Here is a 20,996-nt window from a genome sequence, read left to right on the forward strand (position 1 = left end):
AACGGCCCTATCCATGCAAGCGCAAGTCCTCGCAACAAAGGAAAGCGCAAGCGCATACCGCACACAATTGACGCGGGGTGGAGCAGCCCGGTAGCTCGTCAGGCTCATAACCTGAAGGTCACAGGTTCAAATCCTGTCCCCGCAACCAAAATCACAACAAAACAACAATCCACACAAAAGCCCGGCATCCCCCGGGCTTTTGTGCGTTCAAGCGGCAAGTTCAATCGAAGCCAACCGCTGCGAAACGGCGAAACGCTCGCCATTACCTCAAGGTTGAGTGGGGTTTTCATCCACCGCTTTCTGGAGCCGTGCGCTGGATGTTCGATCGAGGGCTGATTGCCTTCTCCAATGATCTGGAGATTTTGATCTCGCGACAGGCGAATGATCCAGAGGGCATCCAGATGCTCTTCAACAAGACCGGCCGAGCACGTGTCAGTCAAAGACCGCATCCACAGTTTTTGCAGTGGCATCGAGAAAATTGCTTCAAACACTGAACGCTTGATGTGCAGTCGGCCGTCAGGCCGTTATATCCACGACCCCGCAATCGCCGGCGTCCGAACCGAAGACCAGCCGATGGCCTGACGCATCCCAATTCATTGCTGAAACCGCACCCTTGCCGGGGCGCCGCAAGAGCACTTCCTTCTGATCGGTGAAGCGGGCGACAAGGATCATGCCATCCGAATAGCCGATCGCGACGATCTCCTCGATCGGATGGCAGGCGACGGCGGTGACGAGACTGTCGCCGCGCGTTCCAAGTTCCAGCGGCGCCTTGCCCATTGGCCCATCCTTGCCGGCAAAGGGCCAGACAATGGCAGCGGGCGCCCCCGACGTCGCCAGCCACTTGCCCTTCACACTCCAGGACCAGCTCTTTACCTTGTTCGGATAGCCGGTCATGCGCATATGGCGGCTGTCTTCGAGCCGCCAGCCATGCAAGGCATTCTCCTGCATCGACGTGACCAGAAACCGGTTGTCGGGGGAGAAGATCACGGATACGTGGGCGCCCTTCCACTCGAGTTCCGTCGGCGCACTGTTCGTCGCCGGCCAGTGCAGCGTAACGCCATTGTAGCGGGCAACCGCAAGCCGGAGACCCTTTGGTGCGAAAGCGAGGCCCTCGGCGCTGCGTTCATGGGCAAACTCGCGCAATGTTCCGTCAGCTGAACGGAGCCATGCCGAGCGGCCTGAAGCAAAGGCGATCGCTCCGCCGGGTGCGGCCGCGAGCGCGGTAATCCACTTGCGCGGCAGTTTGCTCAGTTCTTTTACTTCGCCGTCGAGCCCGGTCGAGCAGACCCGGCCGTCCTCTCCGCCCGTAAGCAGTGACTTACCATCGGCCGAAAGCACGGCGCATAGGAGGCCGTCGTGGACCTCGCTCGTCTTATGACCGTTGTCGAGGCGATGGACCGTGCCATCGGCCAGGGCAAAGAATGGAACGTCCCGGATGAAGCGCGCATCGACGCAATGGCCGGCCAGATCGAGCGGTGCAATTGTCGGCATAAGGGCTTGTCCTAGAGGCAGCTTTCAAGGCCAGCCTTCAGGGCGGCATGATCAAGTTGACGGCCGATGAACACCAGTCGGCTCTCGTGTTTTTCGCCATCCTTCCAGGCGCGCTGATGATCGCCTTCGATGATCATGTGCACACCCTGGATGACATAGCGCTCAGGATCGTTCTTAAAGGCCATAATCCCTTTGAGACGCAGGATGTTCGGACCCTGTTCCTGGGTGATCTTTTGAACCCAGGGGAAGAACTTGTCGGGGTTGAGTTCGCCGGTGCGCAGCGAAACCGACTGGACGGTCACGTCGTGAATGGGTGACGCGTGTTCATGATGATGGTGGTGCGCGTGGTCGTGGTGCTCATGATCATGATCATGATCGTGATGGTGGTGATCACAGTCCGGACCGCAGGCATGGTCCGGATGATCATGATCCAGGAAGTGCGGATCGCTTTCGAGCGCGCGCTTCAAGTCGAACGCGCCGCGGTCAAGCACACGGGAAAGGTCAATGCCGGCGCGCTCAGTACGATGAATGACCGCATGCGGGTTGATGGCACGAACCGTTGCTTCGACTGCCGCAAGTTCATCGGCGGAGACAAGGTCGGTCTTGTTTAGAAGGACGACGTCGGCGAAGGCGATCTGGTCTTCGGCTTCACGGCTGTCCTTCAAACGCAGCGGCAGATGCTTGGCATCGACCAGCGCGACGACGGCATCAAGCGCGGTCTTGCTGCGCACGTCATCGTCCATGAAGAAGGTCTGCGCCACCGGCACCGGATCGGCAAGCCCGGTCGTCTCGACGATGATGGCATCGAACCGGCCCGGACGGCGCATCAAGCCCTCGACGACGCGGATCAAATCGCCGCGAACCGTGCAGCAAATGCAGCCATTGTTCATTTCGTAGATTTCTTCGTCGGATTCGACGATGAGGTCGTTGTCGATGCCGATTTCACCGAACTCATTGACGATGACGGCATAACGCTTGCCATGGTCTTCGCTGAGGATGCGATTGAGCAGCGTCGTCTTGCCGGAGCCAAGATAGCCGGTCAATACGGTCACCGGGATCTGGGCTGCGCGCCCCGTTGCTGCCGCGGCAGCGGATGTCGTTTGAGCTTCACTCATCGTGCGCCTCTTTGGATGGATTGACCCACGATATAGGTGATAAGATTACATATTGCCACACCAAACGCCTTCAATTGCATGAATGGCTCATTCAATCGCATTGAGCATTGATGGTTCTAGACAAGAACAGCCGGATCAAACCGGTCGACATCCTCAATGAGCTCGACGAGGCCCTTGACGCTATGGGCGATAATCGCTTCGCCAGCCGCTGCGGTCGCGCGTGCCGCGTCGCCGGCAACCCCTTGCGGGTTGAGATCACGCATCTTCCAGCCAAAGGCGTGCGGGCCATAGGCGCGCAGGTGCGTGTAGTCTTTCGCAAATTGCCGTTGTCGAGAGTCGAAGGTTCCCGCCTTGGTCATGTCCACATATTGCGGATAGAGCGCCAGCATCACCGAGGTCTCGATGAAACCGCCGTGAATATCCAGGGCCTTCTCATCGGGGGAGATAAGTCCCCCCGGCAGCCCAAAGCGCGTCCAGCTCGTTGCCACTGCGAGCATGTTGAAACGGATACGGAGTTCTGTCGCAACGATTGTCGTCAAGGGCGAATTGCCGCCATGGGCATTGAGGATGACAAATTTGCGAATACCGCGTTGCGCCAGCGCTTCGCCAATACCGATCCAGCGATGCACCGCCTCGTCGAAGGCGAGCGTCCGCGTGCCGGCGACGTCCATGTGCTCGATCGAATAGCCAACGGGCTCGACCGGCAGCCATTCGACGGACAGCGTCTTGGGAAGCGCTGCCTTTAGGCGCGCGGCCAATCCGGTCGCGATCAGCGTATCGGTTTCGAAGGGAAGATGCGGACCATGCTGCTCGTGAGCGCCAAGGGGCAAAATGGCGATCATATGTGTAGAGGATATCGGCATGAGTTGCTCATCTGTCGGGCGCTTCGGCTGATCATATCGATATCCGCATGCGGAGGAAATGCCGCTCCTACATCTTACGGCCTATAAGCAATGCGCTTATTATTGCTCCACGAGCAATTCGTCGGCAAATTTCATCAGATTGTCATATAAGCGTTGTAACGCGATTTTGCCGGGCGGATATTGGGTATAAGTCAACTATGGCGTGCGCTCTTCGGCGAGCAAATTGCTCGTTCCTTCGTAACTGTCCGCGTAATAAACTTTGTCTGTTAACTGCCATCCACCAAACAGAGCTAGCCGTCTTATCATCAACGGAACAACGCTGAAAAGCGAGCAGGAGTTTGAATGGTCAAGGATCGTAAGCCCCTCATTCTTCATCGTCTGCAATCGACCGCGCGGCTGACGCGGACGGCATTGGCGATGCGGCTCCTCGGTCACGGATTCTATGCGGGGCAGGATGCCGTAATGCTGCAACTTGCGCATGAGGACGGCCTTTCACCGAGCATTCTTGCCAAGCGGCTGGGCGTGCGCCCGCCGACGATCACCAAGACGATTTCGCGACTGCAGACCCAGGGATTCGTCAAGAAGCAGGGCTCGACGACGGATCAGCGCCAGGCTCATATTTTCTTGACCGAAACCGGCAATGAAGCGATCAAGGCCATCGAAAAATCGATCCGCAAGACGGAAAAGGATGCGATGAAGGGTTTTGACAAGAAGGAGCGCAAGGCCTTCGTCAAGATGCTCTCGCGCCTCGAGGTCAATCTCTCTACAGCCGAGCATCTGCGCCAGACGGCGGCCGAAGAGGATCACGACGATGAGGACGCTGACGACGAATGATTATTCGTCGAAAGTTTTCGCAATCGGCGGTTACAAAGTAGCTTATTTTGTTATCATGGGACTCGCTCCCGCCCGCCTGATTGGTTTGTTTCCTTGTCTTCCACACCCTCTACGTCACAGGACTCTGCGCCGTTAGCTGCGATCCTTTATATTTTTGCAACCGGGTTCCTGTTTTCCTGTCTCGACTCCAGCGCCAAATATCTGGTGCTGTCCGGCGTACCTACCGCATTCGTTTCATGGATGCGGTTCGTCGAGCACACGCTGCTGGTCCTGATCTTCTTTCGGCCATGGTCCAATCCCGGCATATTCAGGGCGCGCAACCTGCCGATGCAGATATTGCGCGGCATCTGCCTGTTCGGTTCGACCTATTTCAACTTCTACGCCCTGCAGACCATGCAGCTGGCTGAAACGATGACGATTACCTTTGCCGCGCCCATGGTCATCACGGCGCTCGCCGGACCCATCCTTGGAGAATGGGCAGGCTGGCGGCGCTGGCTTGCCATCATCGTCGCTTTCATTGGCGTTTTAATCATCGCGCGTCCGGGATTTGGCGAACTCAATCCAGGCCTGCCATATTCGATCACGGCAATGCTGAGCTATTCATTCTATGTCCTGCTCACGCGCAAGATGGCCGCGACTGAATCGCCGGAAAGCCTCATCTTTTATTCCGCCCTTGCGCCGGCGATCCTGATGTCGCCGGCAATCACGCAGGCGGTCCTTCCGCAAACGCCGTTCCAGATCCTGCTTCTATGTCTTCTGGGCTTTTTTGGCGGACTTGGTCATTTCCTCATCATTCTCGCTTATAAGCGCGCAACAACGGCGGCGCTCGCGCCCTATCCGTTTCTTCAGATCATCTGGATGCTGGGTTTCGGCTATTTCATCTTCGGCCAGTTTCCGGATGCCTACACGCTGTGCGGAGCCGTGATCATCATAGGGAGCGGCCTTTACGTGGTACACCGCGAGCGGCAGTTGCGAGCGGTCGCAAAATCCCGCCAGGAGCGCAAAAACGGCTGACCATACCCGTAACGAAAGAACTTTGATTTATTCGGTTGCGGTGGCATAACGCCGTGTAAAGATTACATTTGTCGGACGACACTGCGGGAGGCGGTTTTTGGCGCAAAAGATCAAACTATCGACGATTGCCGACGCGCTGAAAGTGTCCACTGCGACCGTTTCGCTGGCCCTGCGCGATAGTCCTCTCGTCGCCGATCAAACGCGCGAGAAGATCAAGGAACACGCCCGCACGATCGGCTACATTTACAACCGGAGGGCGGCAAGCCTGCGCACGTCGCGATCCGGCATTGTCGGCGTGGTCGTCCATGACATCATGAACCCTTTCTTTGCCGAGATTTTGCGCGCCATCGAAGGTGAACTCGACCGATCCGGGCAAACATTCATCCTTTCCAACCACTACGACCAATTGGACAAGCAGCGCACCTTCATTGACACGGTTCTGCAGCTTGGCGGCGATGGTGTCATCATGTCGCCCGCGATCGGAACGCCCGCTGAAGATATCCGCATGGCGGAAGACAATGGCCTGCCGGTCGTCCTGATCGCCCGCAGCGTCAAGGATGCAAATGTCCCGGTTTTCCGCGGTGACGACGCCTACGGCATCGGGCTTGCCACCAACCATCTCATTTCGCTCGGCCATACGCGCATCGCCATGGTCGGCGGAACGGACCAGACGTCGACGGGCCGCGACCGCTATGAAGGCTATCTCCAGGCCATGCAGAAGGCCGGCCTCGAGGTAAAGCCCGAGTGGCGAATTTCGGGACCACGCACGAAGCAGGCCGGCTTCGATGCGGCGCCGCAATTCCTGGCGCTGAAGGACCACCCGACGGCAGCCGTCTGCTGGAACGACCTTGCTGCGATCGGCATGATGAACGGCATCGCCCGCGCCGGCCTCGTCGCAGGCGTCGACATCTCTGTCACCGGATATGATGATCTCGAGGAAGCGGCGATCGCGACGCCGGCGCTCACCACAGTCTGGAACGGCCAGCGCGAAGTCGGCCAGCGCGCGGCGAGGGCGCTTCTCGATCAGCTCAATGGCGCCGACACCCATGCACGCCAGGAATTGATCAAGCCGGAACTGCGTATCCGCCAATCCACCTCGAAGCCGAAAGAGCGCTGAAGTGCGTGCTGCGACGATGGTTCACGGTTCATTAACGCTACGGGACTAGGGTTTTCGAAAGAGTGACCCCTGTGGAGCTTGGCATGAAACCCGCCAACACGGTCTTGCTCGCCCTTGTGAGCGCAGTTGCAGTCATCGCCATGTTTCTTGATTTCGCCACCTACACCTCAGGTGGGGAAACGAATGTCGATACGGTGACCACCGCGTCGATCACCAGCGAAGAGCCGAGACAGAACGGTATTCTCGATGTGCCGACATTCGTTATCAGCGGCCCTGGCGGCAGTGCGAAATGCAAGGCTTTTCCAGCTGAAAACGGTCTTCCCGGCCACAATGCGCTGACGATAGAGCAGGGCTGCGCCGGGCTCTATCCGCCGCTGGCGCAAGCCAGGACCTGGCACAATAACGAGGACGGGACGATCGACCTTGCCGATGATACGGGCCGAACCATCGTCGCCTTCAGCCCGGGTGACGGGCTCGCCTATATCAGCATCGAACCGCGCTCCGTCGTGCTGTCGATGTCCACCGAAGGCGTGCTGACGTACTAGATACTTATTCGGCTGCGTGCAGCCGCTCGCGACTCGCCCTGTGCGCCCGCGCCGCATCGCCGAAAGCGGCGAAAATCTTGCGCGACGGCGAATCGGTCTTCACCCAGTATTCCGGATGCCATTGTACGCCGACAGCGAAGTTGCGGGCGGTCTTCACCGATACGGCTTCGATCGTGCCATCTTCGGCAACGGCTTCGATCTCAAGCGAGGGCGCTGGCTTCTCGATGGCCTGGCGGTGCACCGAATTGACGTTGATCGAATCGCTGTTCATGACGTCGGCAAGACAGGAGCCAGGTTTAATGCGTATCGGATGACGAATGGCAAAGCGTTCGGCCTGCTGATCCGACTGCGGGGCGCGATGGTCCATGCGGCCGTCGAGTTCCTGAATTTCCGTGGCGAGCGTTCCACCGAGCGCGACGTTCAACTCCTGAATGCCGCGGCAGATGGCGAGAAGCGGAATGCCGCGCTCGATGGCGCGCCGAATGAGCGGCAGGGAGGTCGCGTCGCGCGCCGGATCGTAGGGCTCGTGCGCCGGGCTGGGCTCCGCTCCATAGAGCGCGGGATGCACATTGGACTTGGAGCCCGTAATCAGCACCCCGTCGACCCCGTCGAGAACAGCGTCGATATCAAGCCCATCCCCAAAGGAAGGGACGATGAGCGGAATAACGCCAGCGGCATCATAGGCAGCCATCAGGTACTGATCGGGCGCTGCGTGCCAGGTATAGTTTTCGAAAGCGCGTACATCGGATGTTATGGCGACGAGGGGTTGCCGCATGGAATTGCTCCCGCAAAGATTGTTCCCTCTATTTAGTGCAATTCCCCAGCGTTTCCAATGGCCGGAGAGGCGCCGCGACATTCGCGCCGGAATCGGAATTGCGACGAGAATCCTACAACAATATCAATCCACTTACTGCCGGTGCGGCTTTGTCGGTTCATCCGCTGGACTTGAAATAGTGAGTGTGTATGGTGATCGCGGGATCGGGAGAATGGTCCAGATCAATTGTTTGGAGGAGATTTTATGGATCGTCGTTCATTTATCACAAAGGCTGGATTTGCCGGCGTCGGCGCGGCCGCAGCTACGACGCTCGCTGCGCCCGCGATCGCGCAGTCGCTGCCGAAAATCACATGGCGGTGCGCGTCGTCATTTCCGAAATCGCTGGATACGATCTATGGCGGCGCTGAAGTGCTCTCGAAGTATCTGAAGGAAGCCACGGACGGGAATTTCGTAATCCAGCCATTTGCTGCCGGCGAAATCGTGCCGGGCCTGCAGGCTGCTGATGCGGCGGCAGCCGGTACTGTCGAGCTTTGCCATACGGTCGCCTACTATTACTGGGGCAAGGACCCTACCTGGGCGCTCGGCGCTGCCGTTCCGTTTGCGCTGAATGCGCGGGGCATGAATGCCTGGCAGTATCATTTGGGCGGTATCGATCTCCTCAACGAGTTCTTCAACAAACAGGGTCTGCAGGTCTATCCCGGCGGCAATACCGGCGTGCAGATGGGCGGCTGGTTCCGCAAGGAAATCAAGACGGTCGAAGACCTCAAGGGCATCAAGATGCGGGTCGGCGGGTTTGCCGGCAAGGTGCTCGAAAAGCTCGGTGTCGTGCCGCAGCAGATCGCCGGCGGCGACATCTATCCATCGCTGGAAAAAGGCACGATCGACGCTGCCGAATGGGTCGGACCCTATGACGACGAGAAGCTGGGCTTCCAGAAGGTAGCGCCGTTCTACTACTATCCCGGCTGGTGGGAAGGCGGTCCGACGGTCAGCTTCATGGTCAACAAGGCGAAGTGGGATTCGCTTCCGCCTGCTTATCAGTCCCTCTTCCGCACCGCAGCGCAGGCCACCGATGCCGATATGCTGCAGAAGTACGATTCGCTCAATCCGGCGGCGATCAAGCGCCTCGTCGCGAGCGGCGCGCAACTGCGCCCGTTCAGCCCGGAAATCATGAGCGCCTGCTTCGAAGCGGCCAACGGCGTCTATGGCGAGATGGAAGCTACAAACCCCGAGTTCAAGAAGATCTGGGATTCGATCAAGGCTTTCCGCAACGAGCACTTCCTCTATGCGCAGGTCGCGGAATATTCCTTCGATACGTTCATGATGATCCAGCAGCGCAACGGCAAGCTCTAGGCGCTGAATACAGTTAAAAGCAAAACCCCGGGAACCTTGCGGTCCCCGGGGTTTTTTGTTGCCGTCACATCTTCGGTGGCTGGCTAAGGTCAGGCACCGGCGGCTGCGCCGGGGCGGCCGGTTGCCCGGGCGCTGCCGGACTTGGCGCAGGCCCACCCAAAGGCGGCGGTGAACTCAGATCATTGGCAGGCCCACCGAGGCCATTGCCAAGTCCGCCTCCACCCAATCCGTTGCCGAGCCCGTTGTCGCCGCCAAAACCCGGAACCTCGATCTTGATCTGCGACGGGTCGACGACCGGGCCGGTGCCCTTGTAGTGCATGACCATTTGCGGAAACATAATGGTGAGCGCCACCATCAGCACCTGGATGCCGACGAACGGCACGGCGCCCCAGTAGATTTGCCCCGTGGTGATCGGTTGGATCTTCTTGCCGGTAATCTTGTCGAGATAGGGCACCTTTGCCGCAACCGAGCGCAAATAGAACAGCGCGAAGCCGAAGGGCGGGTGCATGAAGCTCGTCTGCATATTGATGCCAAGCAGGACGCCGAACCAGATCAGGTCGATGCCAAGCTTGTCTGCCGCAGGTGCCAGGAGTGGCACGATGATGAAGGCGAGCTCAAAGAAATCGAGGAAGAACGCGAGGAAGAAGACAAGCAGGTTGACGGCAATCAGAAAGCCGACTTCGCCCCCCGGAAGGGAGACCAGGAGGTGTTCCACCCAGACGTGCCCGTTCACGCCGTAGAAGGTCAGCGAGAACACGCGTGCGCCGAGGAGGATGAACATGACGAAGGATGAAAGCCGCGTCGTCGATGCCAGCGCCTGGTTGATCACGGTCATGCTGAGGCGGCCCTTGGAGGCGGCCATGACCAGCGCGCCGACAGCGCCCATCGCGCCGCCTTCGGTCGGCGTGGCGATGCCCAGGAAAATGGTGCCGAGTACAAGGAAGATCAGGGCGAGCGGCGGTATGAGGACGATGATCACCTGCTGGGCAAGCCGCGACATCGTGTTGATGCCGAACGCCCGGTCGGCGAGCGCATAGAGATAGACGGCAATGATGGCGATGGTGCCGCCCCAAATATCCGCGTTCGCACCGGCACTTTGCGCGAGCATCTTATGCGCGCCATAGGCGATGGCCCCGGCAATGACGAGGGCGACGATCAGCGATGTGACGCCGGAGCCTAGCGTGCGCGCTTCCTTGGGCAAGGCCGGCATCGAATCGCGCCTGAGGAAGGTCATCGCAAGGATGTAAAGCATGTAGAGCCCGGTCAGCACGAGACCAGGGATAATCGCGCCATGATACATATCGCCCACCGAGCGCCCGAGCTGGTCGGCAAGGACGATGAGCACGAGAGAAGGCGGAATGATCTGCGCCAGAGTTCCGGAGGCGGCGATGACGCCCGAGGCGACACGCCTGTCGTAGCCGTAACGCATCATGATCGGTAGCGAGATCAAGCCCATCGCGATGACTGACGCCGCGACGACGCCAGTTGTTGCCGCGAGCAGCGCGCCAACGAAAATGACGGCATAGGCCAGACCGCCGCGAATGGGTCCGAAGAGCTGACCGATGGTGTCGAGCAGATCCTCGGCCATACCGGACCGCTCGAGAATGATGCCCATGAAGGTGAAGAATGGAATGGCGAGCAGGGTCTCATTGGACATCTGTCCCCAAAACCGGTCAGGCAGCGCATAGAGCAACGGCCAGGAGAGCGTGATGCTGCCGTTCGACAGCGGCGCAAGTTCGACGCCGACGAAGAAGAACAAAAGGCCATTTGCGGCGAGGGCAAATGCAACGGGATAGCCGATCAACAGGAAGATGATCAGCGAAGCGAACATGATCGGCGCCATGTTCTGCGCGATAAATTCAATCATTGCGCGCTCCCGCAATCGTCGCCACTTCCTGTTCCGCGATTTCCTCCATCGAAACGGGTGGGTTGGGGTCGGGCATGTCCCCGCGTATTACCGCGATTTTCTTGATGATTTCGGAGACGCCCTGGAAGCCGAGGAGTACGAACCCTGCGAGAAGAATGAGCTTGGCAGGCCAGAGAATGAGGCCGCCGGCGCTTGATGAGACTTCGCCGCTGTTGAAGGAAAGCCGCACATAGGGGATGAAATAGAAGATCATCAGAATGACGAACGGCATCAGGAAGAAGAGATGACCGAGAAGATCGATCCAGTGCTGCACGCGCCTTGAAAATGCGCCGTAGACGATATCGATGCGGATATGCTCGTTCTGCTGCAGCGTATAGGCGGCGGCAAGCATGAAGGCGCCGCCGAAGAGATACCATTGCAGTTCGAGCCAGGAGTTTGACGAAACATTGAACGCCTTGCGAATGATCGCATTGCCGGCGCTGACGACGACCGCCAGGAAGATCAGCCAGGCGACGGCGCGCCCGACGAGTTCATTGATACGATCGATCGTTCGCGAAATCGCGAGCAAAGCCGGCATTGGCGTCCTCCCAATTCATTCAGATAGCCGGCAATACACCCCGCTCTCCGCGGTGGCCCTCCCAGCCTTGCCTATAAGAACATCTTCGCGCACTGGTAACAGCACGATCTGAAACCATCAACAGAATTGATTAGTTCATAAAGGGATACGATAGGCCGCAGGTGCAGCGCCGAGTGGTATAACGTTCAGCAGTTGTCATGTGTCGAGCCGCGGTCTAACAGTTGCTGGACAGATGATGCAGGACTTACTGGTAAACGGGCGAATGGCAGGCGAATCTTCTCTTTCAGTTGCAGGTAAAACCATTGTGGTCACCGGTGGATCATCCGGTCTCGGGCTGCGTATGGTGGAAGTCCTTGCGGCCAACGGCGCAAATGTTGTTTCAATCTCGCGAACGGCCGTCCCGGAAGGGTCTTGCAACGCCAGCGTCCTCAGCATTGTCGCGGACATTACGAAAGCGTCCGATATCGAACGTGCATTCGATGAGGCTGAGAGCTGGAAGGGCACTGTGACGGTCCTCTTCAACAATGCCGGGGTTGCCGAGATCGTACGGGCGGTCGACACCACGCGCGATCAGTTGCGCCGCATTCTCGAGGTCAATGTCGAAGGCGCGTTCTTCGTCGCCCAGGAGGCCGCCAAGCGGATGATCGCCAAAGGCGTCGGTGGGTCCATCATCAACCTCTCAAGCATTCTTGCCGACGCGCCGATCAAGGGGTCCACCGCTTATGCCATGTCCAAGGCCGCCATTTCGCAGATGACCCGCTCGCTGGCGCTCGAATGGGCGCCGTGCGGAATAAGAGTCAATGCGATGGCGCCCGGCTGGTTTCCAACCCGCCTCAACGAAGACTTGATGGACGGGCCGGCGCGCGGCTTCCTGAAAGGCAAGAATCCGATGCGACGCCTCGGAGAACCGGAAGATATCGACGGTGCCGTGCTCATGCTTGCGTCTGACGCGAGCAGCTATATCACCGGCACGGTGATCACCATCGATGGCGGCCACAGCCTCCAGGGTTAGATGCGCTCCTCGTCCTGGCCCGTGATGCGGGTGGCGAGTACGAAGACCAGCAGGGAAAAAATGGCGACATCCCGCCACAGCACGGAAAAATATCCGCCCCAGAGCGATTCGACCATGCCGACAAGGGCTGCGCCACAGGCAGCATGAAGCGGCCTTGAAAAGCCACCGGCCGCAGTGATGAAGAGAATTTTCAATCCGAAAATCATGCCGGTGTTGAAGCTGATATTCCCGTAGTAGAGCGCTGCCAGAAATCCCGCTAGCGCGCATATGCCGTATGCGGCAAGGATGGCCTGCGTTCTCACTCGCTTCGGATCGATCCCGCACATGGCGGTTGCCTGCGGCTCGTCGCTCACCGCGCGCCAGATACGTCCCGCCGCCGTTCGCAGCATGATCGCTTCACCGCAAGCGATCACGGTAAGCGCCACCGCGATGTTGAGTACCTGCATCTGGGTGAGGCTGATATCGACCTGCGGGCCAAGGACCGGCACGGGCTGCGACAGCATGGGCGGAAGCCAGTAATCGCGCGTGTTGGCGGCGATGCGGGAAAGCTCGGCAAGAAATATGCTGAGGCCAAGGGTTGCGACAAGGATGGTGTTGCGCGTGCCGGCTTCGAGCGGCGCATAAATCAGCCGTGCGATTACATAGCCGCCGGTCATGACATAGACGAGTGCGATCAGCAGGCCGAAGGCCAAGGCGGCGGGCAGGGTCATCCAGAGGATCGACCAGGCAAAGGCCGCGACAAGAATAAAAGTCTGGCCGGAAAAGGCAAAGATCGCGCCGAGCGAAAGGTCAGTCCTGTGCGTGAGACCGTGGATCAGGACATAGCCATAGGCAAGCAGCGCGTAGAGCGCCGCATTGTGAATGCCGTTCAACAGGAGCTGCAGGAAATAGGTCAATCACTCCTCGCCTTTGCATCTTATTCTAACTTGCAAAACCTATTTTACCAGTTAGAATTTAGCGATGACCTTTGAATGGAATGCACATCGTTTCAGCGGGGGTGTATTGGCACTCGACCTCGCCAATACCGTCGTCTTTCGCGAGACGCCGGAACGGTCGCTTGATCGCTTTTCCGATCCCGCCGAAGTTACGCGCTTTGCTGCGGCGGCGGCCGATTTCCGTCAGGGGGAGTGGGGAAATGTCGAGTTCCGCCCGCCACTTTCCGAGCAGGAGATCACAGGCCTGATCGACATGCGTGAAGCGATAAATCGCCTGTTCAGGACGGCGGTGCATGGCAGCGGATTGAATCCTGCGCCGCTTTCCGAATTCTTGCGCCTCGGGTCGAAACTCGTCGGCGACGAACCGGAAGAACAAGCACTCGCGCTGCCGCGGCCCTCCAGGGACGGCGGGCAGATATCCCTGGCTACGGCGTCATTCCTCTCCGGGGTGCGTCTGTTCGAGCCTTTGCGCCTGGAACGCATAAAGGTCTGCCCGAATTGCCACTGGCTCTACTTTGACGAGAGCCGCAATCGCAGCCGCCGCTGGTGCGACATGAATGTCTGCGGCAACAGGGCCAAGGCGCGCCGCTATTATGATCGCAACGCCAAGCAGATGGGCAGCGGCCATGTCTAGGACGAAGAATGCCTCGCGCCTGATGGCAACCTGTTTGCTCGCGCTTGCGGTCGCGCTGGCGGCGTGCCGCGATAGCGGTCAGGGCGACTATGTCAACGTTTCCGGCAAGATTTTCGTCTTCAACTATCGTATCGCCGAGGCGACCTATCTTCTCACTCTGGCGAAACTGCGCAAGATTCCCGATGGCTCGTCATTGGAGACCACTTTCGAAAATCCGGCTGGTGGAGATCCCTTTGTCGTGCGGCAAGATATATGGCCGACAATGGACAAGATCACCGTCGAAAGCCCACCGGTCAAATGCGTGAAGGCGAACCGGGAGTATCAGGTGACAATGCGGCTCGAAGACGCAAAAGGTGTCGTGCTCCAGACCATCGAGCGAAAGATGATCTCGGACACCGATCAGTCACTTATGCCCGACAAGCCACTTGTTGTTGGACCGTTCTACGACCCCAATCCCGACAAGGAACCAGCCTCGCCGACGATATGCCCGGTATAGCGACGATCTTCTTTTAGAAATTGGTAATTCTATTTGCCGGTTGTTGGGAATTTCTGGCGACAGAAGATGAATTAAACGATTTAGTCGGAAGTGCGATTTATAACGCTGGCATCGTTGGCGTTCCTCGTCGACATTCCCGGTACGGGCAAAGTTTTGCGGGCCTATTGATGAAAGTTGAAGCCAACGACGGCTTGTCGATCGAGCTGATTGCGGTTCGCACATTATATGCGAACGGCAAGGCGACGTGGTGGAGTTCGATCATTCAGATCCTCGCCACGGCGACAATCTATTTGAAGACGCATCATGCGATCTATCTTGCCTTCGCGCTGGCCTTTCTTGTGGTCGACCTCGCGCGCACTGCCAATGCCGGCACCTTCGAACGCGCCAATCTTGTGTCAGCTTCGGCGGCAACGCTGAAGCGGTGGGAATGGCGCTATCTGCTTGGCGCGCTTGCAAGCTGTTCGGTGCTCGGCGCCCTATGCTTTGTCAGCATCTACATGCTTCCGGATGCGACCGCTGCGATTACCAGCGTTATCATTGTTGCTGGATCGATGCTTGCGCTTGTCACGCGCAACTACGTCTCGCCGATGGTCGTCCTCGGCCTGTCGATCGGAATTCTCGCACCGCTTTGCGCGACCTTGGTGCTGCTCGGTGGGGTCTACAACTGGCTGCTTGCCCTGCTGATCCTTCCCTATTTCTGGAGCAATATCGGCGTTGCCGGCAGTCTTCGCAATTCACTCTTCGATGCACTGCTGGGCAAGCGCCAGCTGGCTCGCGTCGCCACCAATTTCGATGCTGCGCTCAATGGTATGCCGCAGGGCCTGCTGATGTTCGACGGCCAGCAGACGATAACCGTCGCCAACATGAAGGCGGCGAAGATGATGGGCTTCGATTCTCCGGCTCAGCTCGAAGGGAGGTCGCTTGCGACCTTGTTGCGCCTTGCCCAATCGCGTTCCTATTTCCCCGAGGATGCACTGCAATCCTTGCGCACCAAGATGCAGGATCTGCTGTCCGGTTCAAAACAGCGCGACACGTTTGAATCACCGAACAAGCGCCACTATGAATTCACGGCGACGCCCGATCCCGAGCATGGCACCGTGCTCGTCATCCAGGATGTCACGCGGCGTGCGGACGCCGAAGCGCAGATCAACCGCATGGCGCGTTTCGACAGTCTGACGGGCCTTCCCAACCGCAGCCAGTTTGCCGAGATCGCCGCGACTTATGCCGACGACATGGTGCAGGGCGCGCAGATCGCCCTCATGGTGATCGATATCGATGGCCTGAAACGAACCAACGATACCTTCGGCCATCGCCTCGGCGACGAGATGCTGCGTGCCTTTGCCGACCGGCTGAGCCTGGTCGAGGCTGACCGGCCCTTGCTCTCGCGCTTCGGCAGCGACGAATTCGTGCTGCTGTTTTCCGCCTGCTCGCACGAGGAAACGATTGGAACGGTCGAGCGGATCATGTCCGCTATCACCGGCATGTACAGTGTTTCGGGTCACGATATTCAGACCGGCGCCCGCGCTGGCGTCGCCATCGTCGAGGTGGATGCGTTTGACCTCTCGGTGATGCACATGAATGCGGATCTGGCGCTCGATGTCGCCAAGAAGGATAGCCAGAAGAACTGGGCGGTCTTTGTCCAGACCATGGACCATACGTTCCGGTCGAAGCAGCGGTTGCGCGCCGATCTGCGCCGGGCCATTGCGGAAGGCACTCTCTCGGTCGCCTACCAGCCGATCGTCAATATCCGCACCTCGCGCATGACCGCGTGCGAGGCGCTCTCGCGGTGGGACCATCCGGAATTCGGAGCCATATCGCCTGCAGAGTTCATCCCGCTCGCAGAAGAAATGGGGCTGATCTCGGATCTGACCCGCAACGTCATCGACCGGGCAGTGATGGATTGCCGCAACTGGAATTCGCGCATCGCCGTCTCGGTCAACCTTTCCTCGCATGATCTGCAGAACCGCAACACGGTCAGCGTCATTCAATCCGCGCTGAAACGGCATGCGATCGAGCCACACCTTCTTGAAGTGGAGGTTACGGAGGGAGCGCTCATAACCGACCGCGCCACGACCGGCAGCGTGCTTGCCGAGCTGAAGGGTTACGGCGTGCAGGTCGCCATCGACGATTTCGGGACCGGCTATTCCAGCCTGAGCTATCTCAAGAACTTGCCGGTCAACAAGGTCAAGATCGACCGTTCTTTCATCGCCGACATCGCTGAAGAGGGACGATCGCTGAAACTTTTGCGCGGCATCGTCCACATGTCACATGAACTCGGCTTGTCAGTGACCATCGAAGGGCTCGAAACGAGCGCGCAATCGGAGCTCGTCAATCAACTCGTCGGCGCCGAGCACGTTCAAGGCTTTCTCTACGGTGCTGCGATGTCAGCCGATGACATTGTGAAGCTGCTCGACGTGACGATGGAGCACAAGCTGGTGGGCAACGAAGCTGGCCCGCACGTCTTTCATTGAACGGTTGTTTGCCAATTTGAATATAAATTGAACGATCCCGGTCCGTTACCGACAGAATCATTGTATTCGAATAGCGCTCTGTTCTGAGCTTGTAGCTTGCGCACACAAAGGATACCGAAATGATTGCTGAAATCGCCATCGCTCCACTCGTCGCCCTGATCGCCGGCATCGTCATATTGATCGCTCCGCGATTGCTGAACTATGTCGTTGCGCTCTACCTGATCATCATTGGCGTTGTCGGTCTTTTTCCGCATCTTCTCGGTTAGTTAATTAGGCTCAACCGCGATGAAACTCTATTCTTGATTTATATTGATCGAGGTCAGGGTGAGCGACGATCTGCGCATTGCGCAGTTGTCGGCTTTTCGCTATTGCCTTTACGACGTCGACTAGAAAAGGTTTGAAGATGGCTGAACATCACGACACCACGCCTGCAGAACTGGGCGCCCCCATGGACTATGCGGAGCATGAGAAGACCTACAATCTTTTTCTCTCGCTTTCGAAATGGGGCTTCGTTTCCTGCATAGCGCTGGTCGTTGCCATGGCTTTCGGCTTTTTCGCCGGGGGATTCTTTTCTGCTCTGGTTCTTTTCTTTGTTATTTGCGGAGCTGCCTGGTTCCTCCTTTAGGGCGCGCTGGTTCTCAAGAGCCTGGACGCCCGTCCAAAGCCCGCTCGATCTTGACCGGGCGGGTCTTTAAGACTGCCAATCGTTACAAGCGGGAAGGCGCGCTGGTCCGAAAGGCCACTGCCTTGTAGTGAAAACTTGCTTTGGGGGGTGAAGAGCTTGGCTCAGACACTATTCATACCGAAAGAGACCGATGCCAATGAGGCGCGTGTCGGCGGCTCGCCGGAGACGGTAAAGCGGCTTATTGGCCTTGGCTTCAACGTCGTTGTCGAAACGGGTGCCGGAACCGCATCGCGCATTCCTGACGCAGAGTTTACGGCTGCCGGCGCAAGCATCGGTAAGGCCGCGGACGTCAAGGACGCGGACATTGTCCTCAAGGTGCGCCGACCCGCTTCCCCGGAGCTCAAATCCTACAAGAAAGGCGCAGTCGTCATCGCGATGCTCGATCCTTACGGCAATGACAGCGCCGTCAAGGAACTCGCCGATGCCGGGCTTACCGCCTTCACCATGGAGTTCATGCCGCGCATCACCCGCGCGCAGGTGATGGACGTTCTTTCCAGTCAGGCCAATCTTGCCGGCTACCAGGCGGTCATCGATGCCGCCGAGGAATATGACCGCGCCTTGCCGATGATGATGACGGCGGCAGGCACGGTGCCGGCCGCGAAAGTCTTTGTCATGGGTGTCGGCGTCGCTGGCCTGCAGGCCATCGCAACGGCGCGCCGCCTTGGAGCTGTGGTAACCGCCACCGACGTCCGCCCTGCGGTCAAGGAGCAGGTCGCATCGCTTGGCGCCAAATTCCTCGCCGTCGAGGACGAGGAGTTCAAGGCTGCCGAGACCGCTGGCGGCTACGCGAAGGAAATGTCGAAGGAATATCAGGCAAAGCAGGCAGCGCTGGTCAATGATCACATTGCCAAGCAGGATATCGTCATCACAACGGCGCTTATCCCCGGTCGTCCGGCACCGAGACTGGTGACACGCGAAATGTATGCGCGCATGCGTCCGGGTTCGGTTCTGATCGATCTTGCAGTCGAGCGCGGCGGCAACGTCGAAGGCGCGGTAGCTGGCAAGATCACCGAGATCGATGGGGTCAAGATCGTCGGACATCTCAACGTCCCGGGCCGTATCGCGGCGACTGCCTCGCAGCTCTACGCGAAGAACCTCGTCGCTTTTGTCGAGACGCTGGTCGACAAGGAGGTGCTGAAAATCAATTTCGACGACGAACTCGTCAAGGCGACCATGTTGACCCATGACGGCAAGGTGGTTCACCCCAACTTCGCCCAGGCTGCTGCGGCTGTTGCTGCTCCTGCCGAGACGCCGGCTGCCAGGCCTGTCGCCAAGAAGGCCGCGCCGGCCAAGCCTGCCGCTCCAAAAGACGCCGCAGTGAAACCGGCCGCCAAGAAAGCCGCGCCGAAAAAGACTGCTGCATCCAAGGCGGCGCCAAAGACTGAAGGAGAGGCATGATGGCTGATGCTACACTCGAAAAGGCCCTCGAGACCCTGAACCAGGCCACCGAGATCGTCCGTCAGGCCGCTGAAAACATGCCGGAAGCCGCCGGCGCCGCGGCTCACGCCGTCTCAGGCGGAGTGGTCGATCCGTTCGTCTTCCGCCTCGCAATTTTCGTCCTGTCGATCTTTGTCGGTTATTACGTTGTCTGGTCGGTGACGCCGGCACTGCACACGCCGCTCATGGCCGTTACCAACGCGATCTCCTCCGTTATCGTCGTCGGCGCGCTCTTGGCGGTCGGACTGTCGGCGAGCGGTTTTGCGACCGGCTTCGGTTTCATCGCGCTCGTCCTCGTCAGCGTCAATATCTTCGGGGGCTTCCTCGTCACCCACCGCATGCTCGCCATGTACAAGAAGAAGGAAAAGTGAGCATGAATGTGAATATCGCAACTTTCCTTTATCTCGTCTCCGGCGTGCTCTTCATCCTCGCGCTGCGCGGCCTTTCGCATCCGACGACCAGCCGGCAGGGCAACTACTACGGCATGACGGGCATGGGCATTTCCATCGCGACAACGCTGGCGCTTGCCGAACCTAGCTTCAAGGGCCTCGGCCTGATCGTCCTCGGTCTTGCCATCGGCGGGGCTGCCGGCGCTTACATAGCCAGGCGTATCGCCATGACGGCAATGCCGCAGCTTGTTGCCGCGTTCCACTCACTCGTCGGTCTGGCGGCGGTCATGGTTGCCGCGGCCGCGATCTATTCGCCCGACTCTTTCGGGATCGGCGAAGTCGGCAGCATTCATGGTCAGGCGCTCGTGGAAATGTCGCTCGGCGTCGCCATTGGCGCGATCACCTTCACCGGCTCGATCATCGCCTTCCTGAAACTTGACGGCCGCATGTCCGGCAAGCCAATCATGCTGCCCGGACGCCATGTGCTGAACATTGCTCTTCTTGCTGCCATCGTGCTCCTGGTGATCGCGCTGGTCCTGACCGAGAGCCATGCGATCTTCTGGCTGATTGTCATCCTGTCGCTGGTGCTCGGCGGCCTGATCATTATCCCGATCGGCGGCGCGGACATGCCTGTCGTTGTCTCGATGCTGAATTCCTATTCCGGCTGGGCGGCAGCGGGCATCGGCTTCACGCTCGGCAACCTCGCTCTGATCATCACCGGCGCGCTGGTTGGCTCGTCCGGCGCGATCCTGTCCTACATCATGTGCAAGGGCATGAACCGTTCGTTCATCTCGGTCATCCTCGGCGGCTTCGGCGGCGAGACCAGCACTGCTGCCAGCGGTGAAGTCGAACAGCGCCCGGTCAAGCAGGGCTCCGCCGACGATGCGGCCTTCATCATGAAGAACGCCTCAAAGGTCATCATCGTGCCCGGCTACGGCATGGCCGTCGCGCAGGCACAGCATGCCCTGCGCGAGATGGCCGACAAGCTGAAGGCAGAAGGCGTTGAAATCAAATACGCCATTCATCCGGTCGCTGGGCGCATGCCGGGTCACATGAACGTGCTTCTTGCCGAGGCCAATGTGCCTTACGACGAGGTCTTCGAGCTCGAAGACATCAATTCGGAGTTTGCACAGGCCGACGTCGCCTTTGTCATCGGCGCCAATGACGTCACCAACCCGGCGGCAAAGACCGATCCGAAATCGCCGATCTTCGGTATGCCGATTCTTGATGTCGACAAGGCGGGGACGGTGCTTTTCATCAAGCGCGGCATGGGCTCCGGCTATGCGGGCGTCGAGAACGAATTGTTCTTCCGCGACAACACCATGATGCTTTTTGCCGACGCCAAAAAGATGGTCGAGAATATCGTCAAGGCGCTGGACCACTGAACCT

Annotated in this window: 21 protein-coding genes, 1 tRNA gene and 1 pseudogene; 16 read left to right on the top strand and 7 right to left on the bottom strand. The window is 58.8% G+C overall.

Translation table 11 applies throughout. The annotated features are described in order from the left end of the window. Nucleotides 1-71 precede the first annotated feature (71 nt). Together AC1DNI_RS11850 and AC1DNI_RS11855 are read left to right on the top strand one after the other, a co-directional pair. Nucleotides 72-148, top strand: a tRNA-Met gene (locus AC1DNI_RS11850). Nucleotides 149-296: 148 nt separating this feature from the next. Further along, nucleotides 297-494, top strand: a pseudogene (locus tag AC1DNI_RS11855) (HNH endonuclease); the annotation flags it as partial. A gap of 22 nt (nucleotides 495-516) precedes the next feature. On the opposite strand, the gene AC1DNI_RS11860 reads toward AC1DNI_RS11855, so the two are convergent. The 3 genes from AC1DNI_RS11860 to AC1DNI_RS11870 all read right to left on the bottom strand — a co-directional run bounded on the left by AC1DNI_RS11860 (nucleotide 517) and on the right by AC1DNI_RS11870 (nucleotide 3,469). Further along, on the bottom strand, nucleotides 517-1,491 hold the full coding sequence (locus AC1DNI_RS11860) for a WD40 repeat domain-containing protein (protein ID WP_477691984.1): 975 nt from the start codon (nucleotides 1,489-1,491) through the stop codon (nucleotides 517-519). Between the two features lie 11 nt (nucleotides 1,492-1,502). After that, the gene (locus AC1DNI_RS11865; protein WP_477691985.1) at nucleotides 1,503-2,606 is read right to left on the bottom strand and encodes a CobW family GTP-binding protein; all 1,104 of its coding nucleotides are present in this window, start codon (nucleotides 2,604-2,606) and stop codon (nucleotides 1,503-1,505) included. A gap of 116 nt (nucleotides 2,607-2,722) precedes the next feature. Further along, a complete protein-coding gene (locus tag AC1DNI_RS11870) occupies nucleotides 2,723-3,469 on the bottom strand; it encodes a creatininase family protein (protein ID WP_477691986.1) in 747 nt (248 codons plus the stop codon). A gap of 342 nt (nucleotides 3,470-3,811) precedes the next feature. On the opposite strand from AC1DNI_RS11870, the gene AC1DNI_RS11875 reads away from it, so the two are divergent. The 4 genes from AC1DNI_RS11875 (at nucleotide 3,812) to AC1DNI_RS11890 (ending at nucleotide 6,979) form a co-directional block, all read left to right on the top strand. Next, complete coding sequence (locus AC1DNI_RS11875) at nucleotides 3,812-4,303, top strand: MarR family winged helix-turn-helix transcriptional regulator (RefSeq protein ID WP_081815700.1); 492 nt, start codon at nucleotides 3,812-3,814, stop codon at nucleotides 4,301-4,303. 93 nt (nucleotides 4,304-4,396) lie between these two features. Then, on the top strand, nucleotides 4,397-5,317 hold the full coding sequence (locus AC1DNI_RS11880) for a DMT family transporter (RefSeq protein WP_477691987.1): 921 nt from the start codon (nucleotides 4,397-4,399) through the stop codon (nucleotides 5,315-5,317). Between the two features lie 97 nt (nucleotides 5,318-5,414). Then, nucleotides 5,415-6,434, top strand: coding sequence for a LacI family DNA-binding transcriptional regulator (locus AC1DNI_RS11885; protein WP_091925340.1), 1,020 nt, complete (start codon nucleotides 5,415-5,417; stop codon nucleotides 6,432-6,434). An 83-nt stretch (nucleotides 6,435-6,517) separates the two neighbouring features. Further along, nucleotides 6,518-6,979: a hypothetical protein gene (locus AC1DNI_RS11890; RefSeq protein ID WP_477691988.1), complete on the top strand. Its 462-nt coding sequence runs from the start codon at nucleotides 6,518-6,520 to the stop codon at nucleotides 6,977-6,979. A gap of 4 nt (nucleotides 6,980-6,983) precedes the next feature. On the opposite strand, the gene AC1DNI_RS11895 is transcribed toward AC1DNI_RS11890, so the two are convergent. After that, nucleotides 6,984-7,754, bottom strand: a complete 771-nt coding sequence (locus tag AC1DNI_RS11895) for a gamma-glutamyl-gamma-aminobutyrate hydrolase family protein (RefSeq protein ID WP_477691989.1) — start codon at nucleotides 7,752-7,754, stop codon at nucleotides 6,984-6,986. Nucleotides 7,755-7,997: 243 nt separating this feature from the next. Between AC1DNI_RS11895 and AC1DNI_RS11900 the strand changes: the two genes are divergently transcribed. Beyond that, the gene (locus AC1DNI_RS11900) at nucleotides 7,998-9,104 is read left to right on the top strand and encodes a TRAP transporter substrate-binding protein (protein WP_113282305.1); all 1,107 of its coding nucleotides are present in this window, start codon (nucleotides 7,998-8,000) and stop codon (nucleotides 9,102-9,104) included. Nucleotides 9,105-9,168: 64 nt separating this feature from the next. Here the strand turns inward: AC1DNI_RS11900 and AC1DNI_RS11905 are convergent, their stop codons facing one another. Continuing rightward, complete coding sequence (locus AC1DNI_RS11905) at nucleotides 9,169-10,971, bottom strand: TRAP transporter large permease (protein ID WP_477691990.1); 1,803 nt, start codon at nucleotides 10,969-10,971, stop codon at nucleotides 9,169-9,171. Then, entirely contained in the window at nucleotides 10,964-11,548 is a 585-nt protein-coding gene (locus tag AC1DNI_RS11910) for a TRAP transporter small permease subunit (protein WP_477691991.1), read from the bottom strand. Before AC1DNI_RS11910 ends, AC1DNI_RS11905 begins: the two co-directional genes overlap by 8 nt. Nucleotides 11,549-11,810: 262 nt before the next feature. On the opposite strand from AC1DNI_RS11910, the gene AC1DNI_RS11915 reads away from it, so the two are divergent. Next, nucleotides 11,811-12,560 carry an SDR family NAD(P)-dependent oxidoreductase gene (locus AC1DNI_RS11915; protein WP_477691992.1) on the top strand — a complete coding sequence of 250 codons (750 nt, stop codon included), beginning with the start codon at nucleotides 11,811-11,813 and terminating at the stop codon, nucleotides 12,558-12,560. Here AC1DNI_RS11915 and AC1DNI_RS11920 read toward each other — a convergent pair. After that, nucleotides 12,557-13,456: a branched-chain amino acid ABC transporter permease gene (locus AC1DNI_RS11920; protein WP_477691993.1), complete on the bottom strand. Its 900-nt coding sequence runs from the start codon at nucleotides 13,454-13,456 to the stop codon at nucleotides 12,557-12,559. The genes AC1DNI_RS11915 and AC1DNI_RS11920 overlap by 4 nt on opposite strands. A gap of 64 nt (nucleotides 13,457-13,520) precedes the next feature. Between AC1DNI_RS11920 and AC1DNI_RS11925 the strand changes: the two genes are divergently transcribed. The 8 genes from AC1DNI_RS11925 (at nucleotide 13,521) to AC1DNI_RS11960 (ending at nucleotide 20,992) form a co-directional block, all read left to right on the top strand. Further along, complete coding sequence (locus AC1DNI_RS11925) at nucleotides 13,521-14,129, top strand: CGNR zinc finger domain-containing protein (protein ID WP_477691994.1); 609 nt, start codon at nucleotides 13,521-13,523, stop codon at nucleotides 14,127-14,129. Continuing rightward, nucleotides 14,122-14,625: a hypothetical protein gene (locus tag AC1DNI_RS11930; RefSeq protein WP_477691995.1), complete on the top strand. Its 504-nt coding sequence runs from the start codon at nucleotides 14,122-14,124 to the stop codon at nucleotides 14,623-14,625. Before AC1DNI_RS11925 ends, AC1DNI_RS11930 begins: the two co-directional genes overlap by 8 nt. Nucleotides 14,626-14,792: 167 nt before the next feature. After that, the gene (locus AC1DNI_RS11935; RefSeq protein WP_477691996.1) at nucleotides 14,793-17,096 is read left to right on the top strand and encodes a putative bifunctional diguanylate cyclase/phosphodiesterase; all 2,304 of its coding nucleotides are present in this window, start codon (nucleotides 14,793-14,795) and stop codon (nucleotides 17,094-17,096) included. A gap of 119 nt (nucleotides 17,097-17,215) precedes the next feature. Further along, the gene (locus AC1DNI_RS11940) at nucleotides 17,216-17,362 is read left to right on the top strand and encodes a DUF3096 domain-containing protein (RefSeq protein ID WP_081815702.1); all 147 of its coding nucleotides are present in this window, start codon (nucleotides 17,216-17,218) and stop codon (nucleotides 17,360-17,362) included. 137 nt (nucleotides 17,363-17,499) lie between these two features. Then, on the top strand, nucleotides 17,500-17,721 hold the full coding sequence (locus AC1DNI_RS11945; RefSeq protein ID WP_027229467.1) for an aa3-type cytochrome c oxidase subunit IV: 222 nt from the start codon (nucleotides 17,500-17,502) through the stop codon (nucleotides 17,719-17,721). A 156-nt stretch (nucleotides 17,722-17,877) separates the two neighbouring features. Continuing rightward, nucleotides 17,878-19,179 carry a Re/Si-specific NAD(P)(+) transhydrogenase subunit alpha gene (locus AC1DNI_RS11950; RefSeq protein ID WP_477691997.1) on the top strand — a complete coding sequence of 434 codons (1,302 nt, stop codon included), beginning with the start codon at nucleotides 17,878-17,880 and terminating at the stop codon, nucleotides 19,177-19,179. Beyond that, a complete protein-coding gene (locus tag AC1DNI_RS11955; RefSeq protein WP_027229469.1) occupies nucleotides 19,179-19,589 on the top strand; it encodes an NAD(P) transhydrogenase subunit alpha part 2 in 411 nt (136 codons plus the stop codon). Before AC1DNI_RS11950 ends, AC1DNI_RS11955 begins: the two co-directional genes overlap by 1 nt. A gap of 2 nt (nucleotides 19,590-19,591) precedes the next feature. Then, the gene (locus AC1DNI_RS11960; protein ID WP_477691998.1) at nucleotides 19,592-20,992 is read left to right on the top strand and encodes an NAD(P)(+) transhydrogenase (Re/Si-specific) subunit beta; all 1,401 of its coding nucleotides are present in this window, start codon (nucleotides 19,592-19,594) and stop codon (nucleotides 20,990-20,992) included. Nucleotides 20,993-20,996: the final 4 nt, after the last annotated feature.

The sequence above is a fragment of the Phyllobacterium sp. 01N428 genome (genome assembly GCF_056399405.1).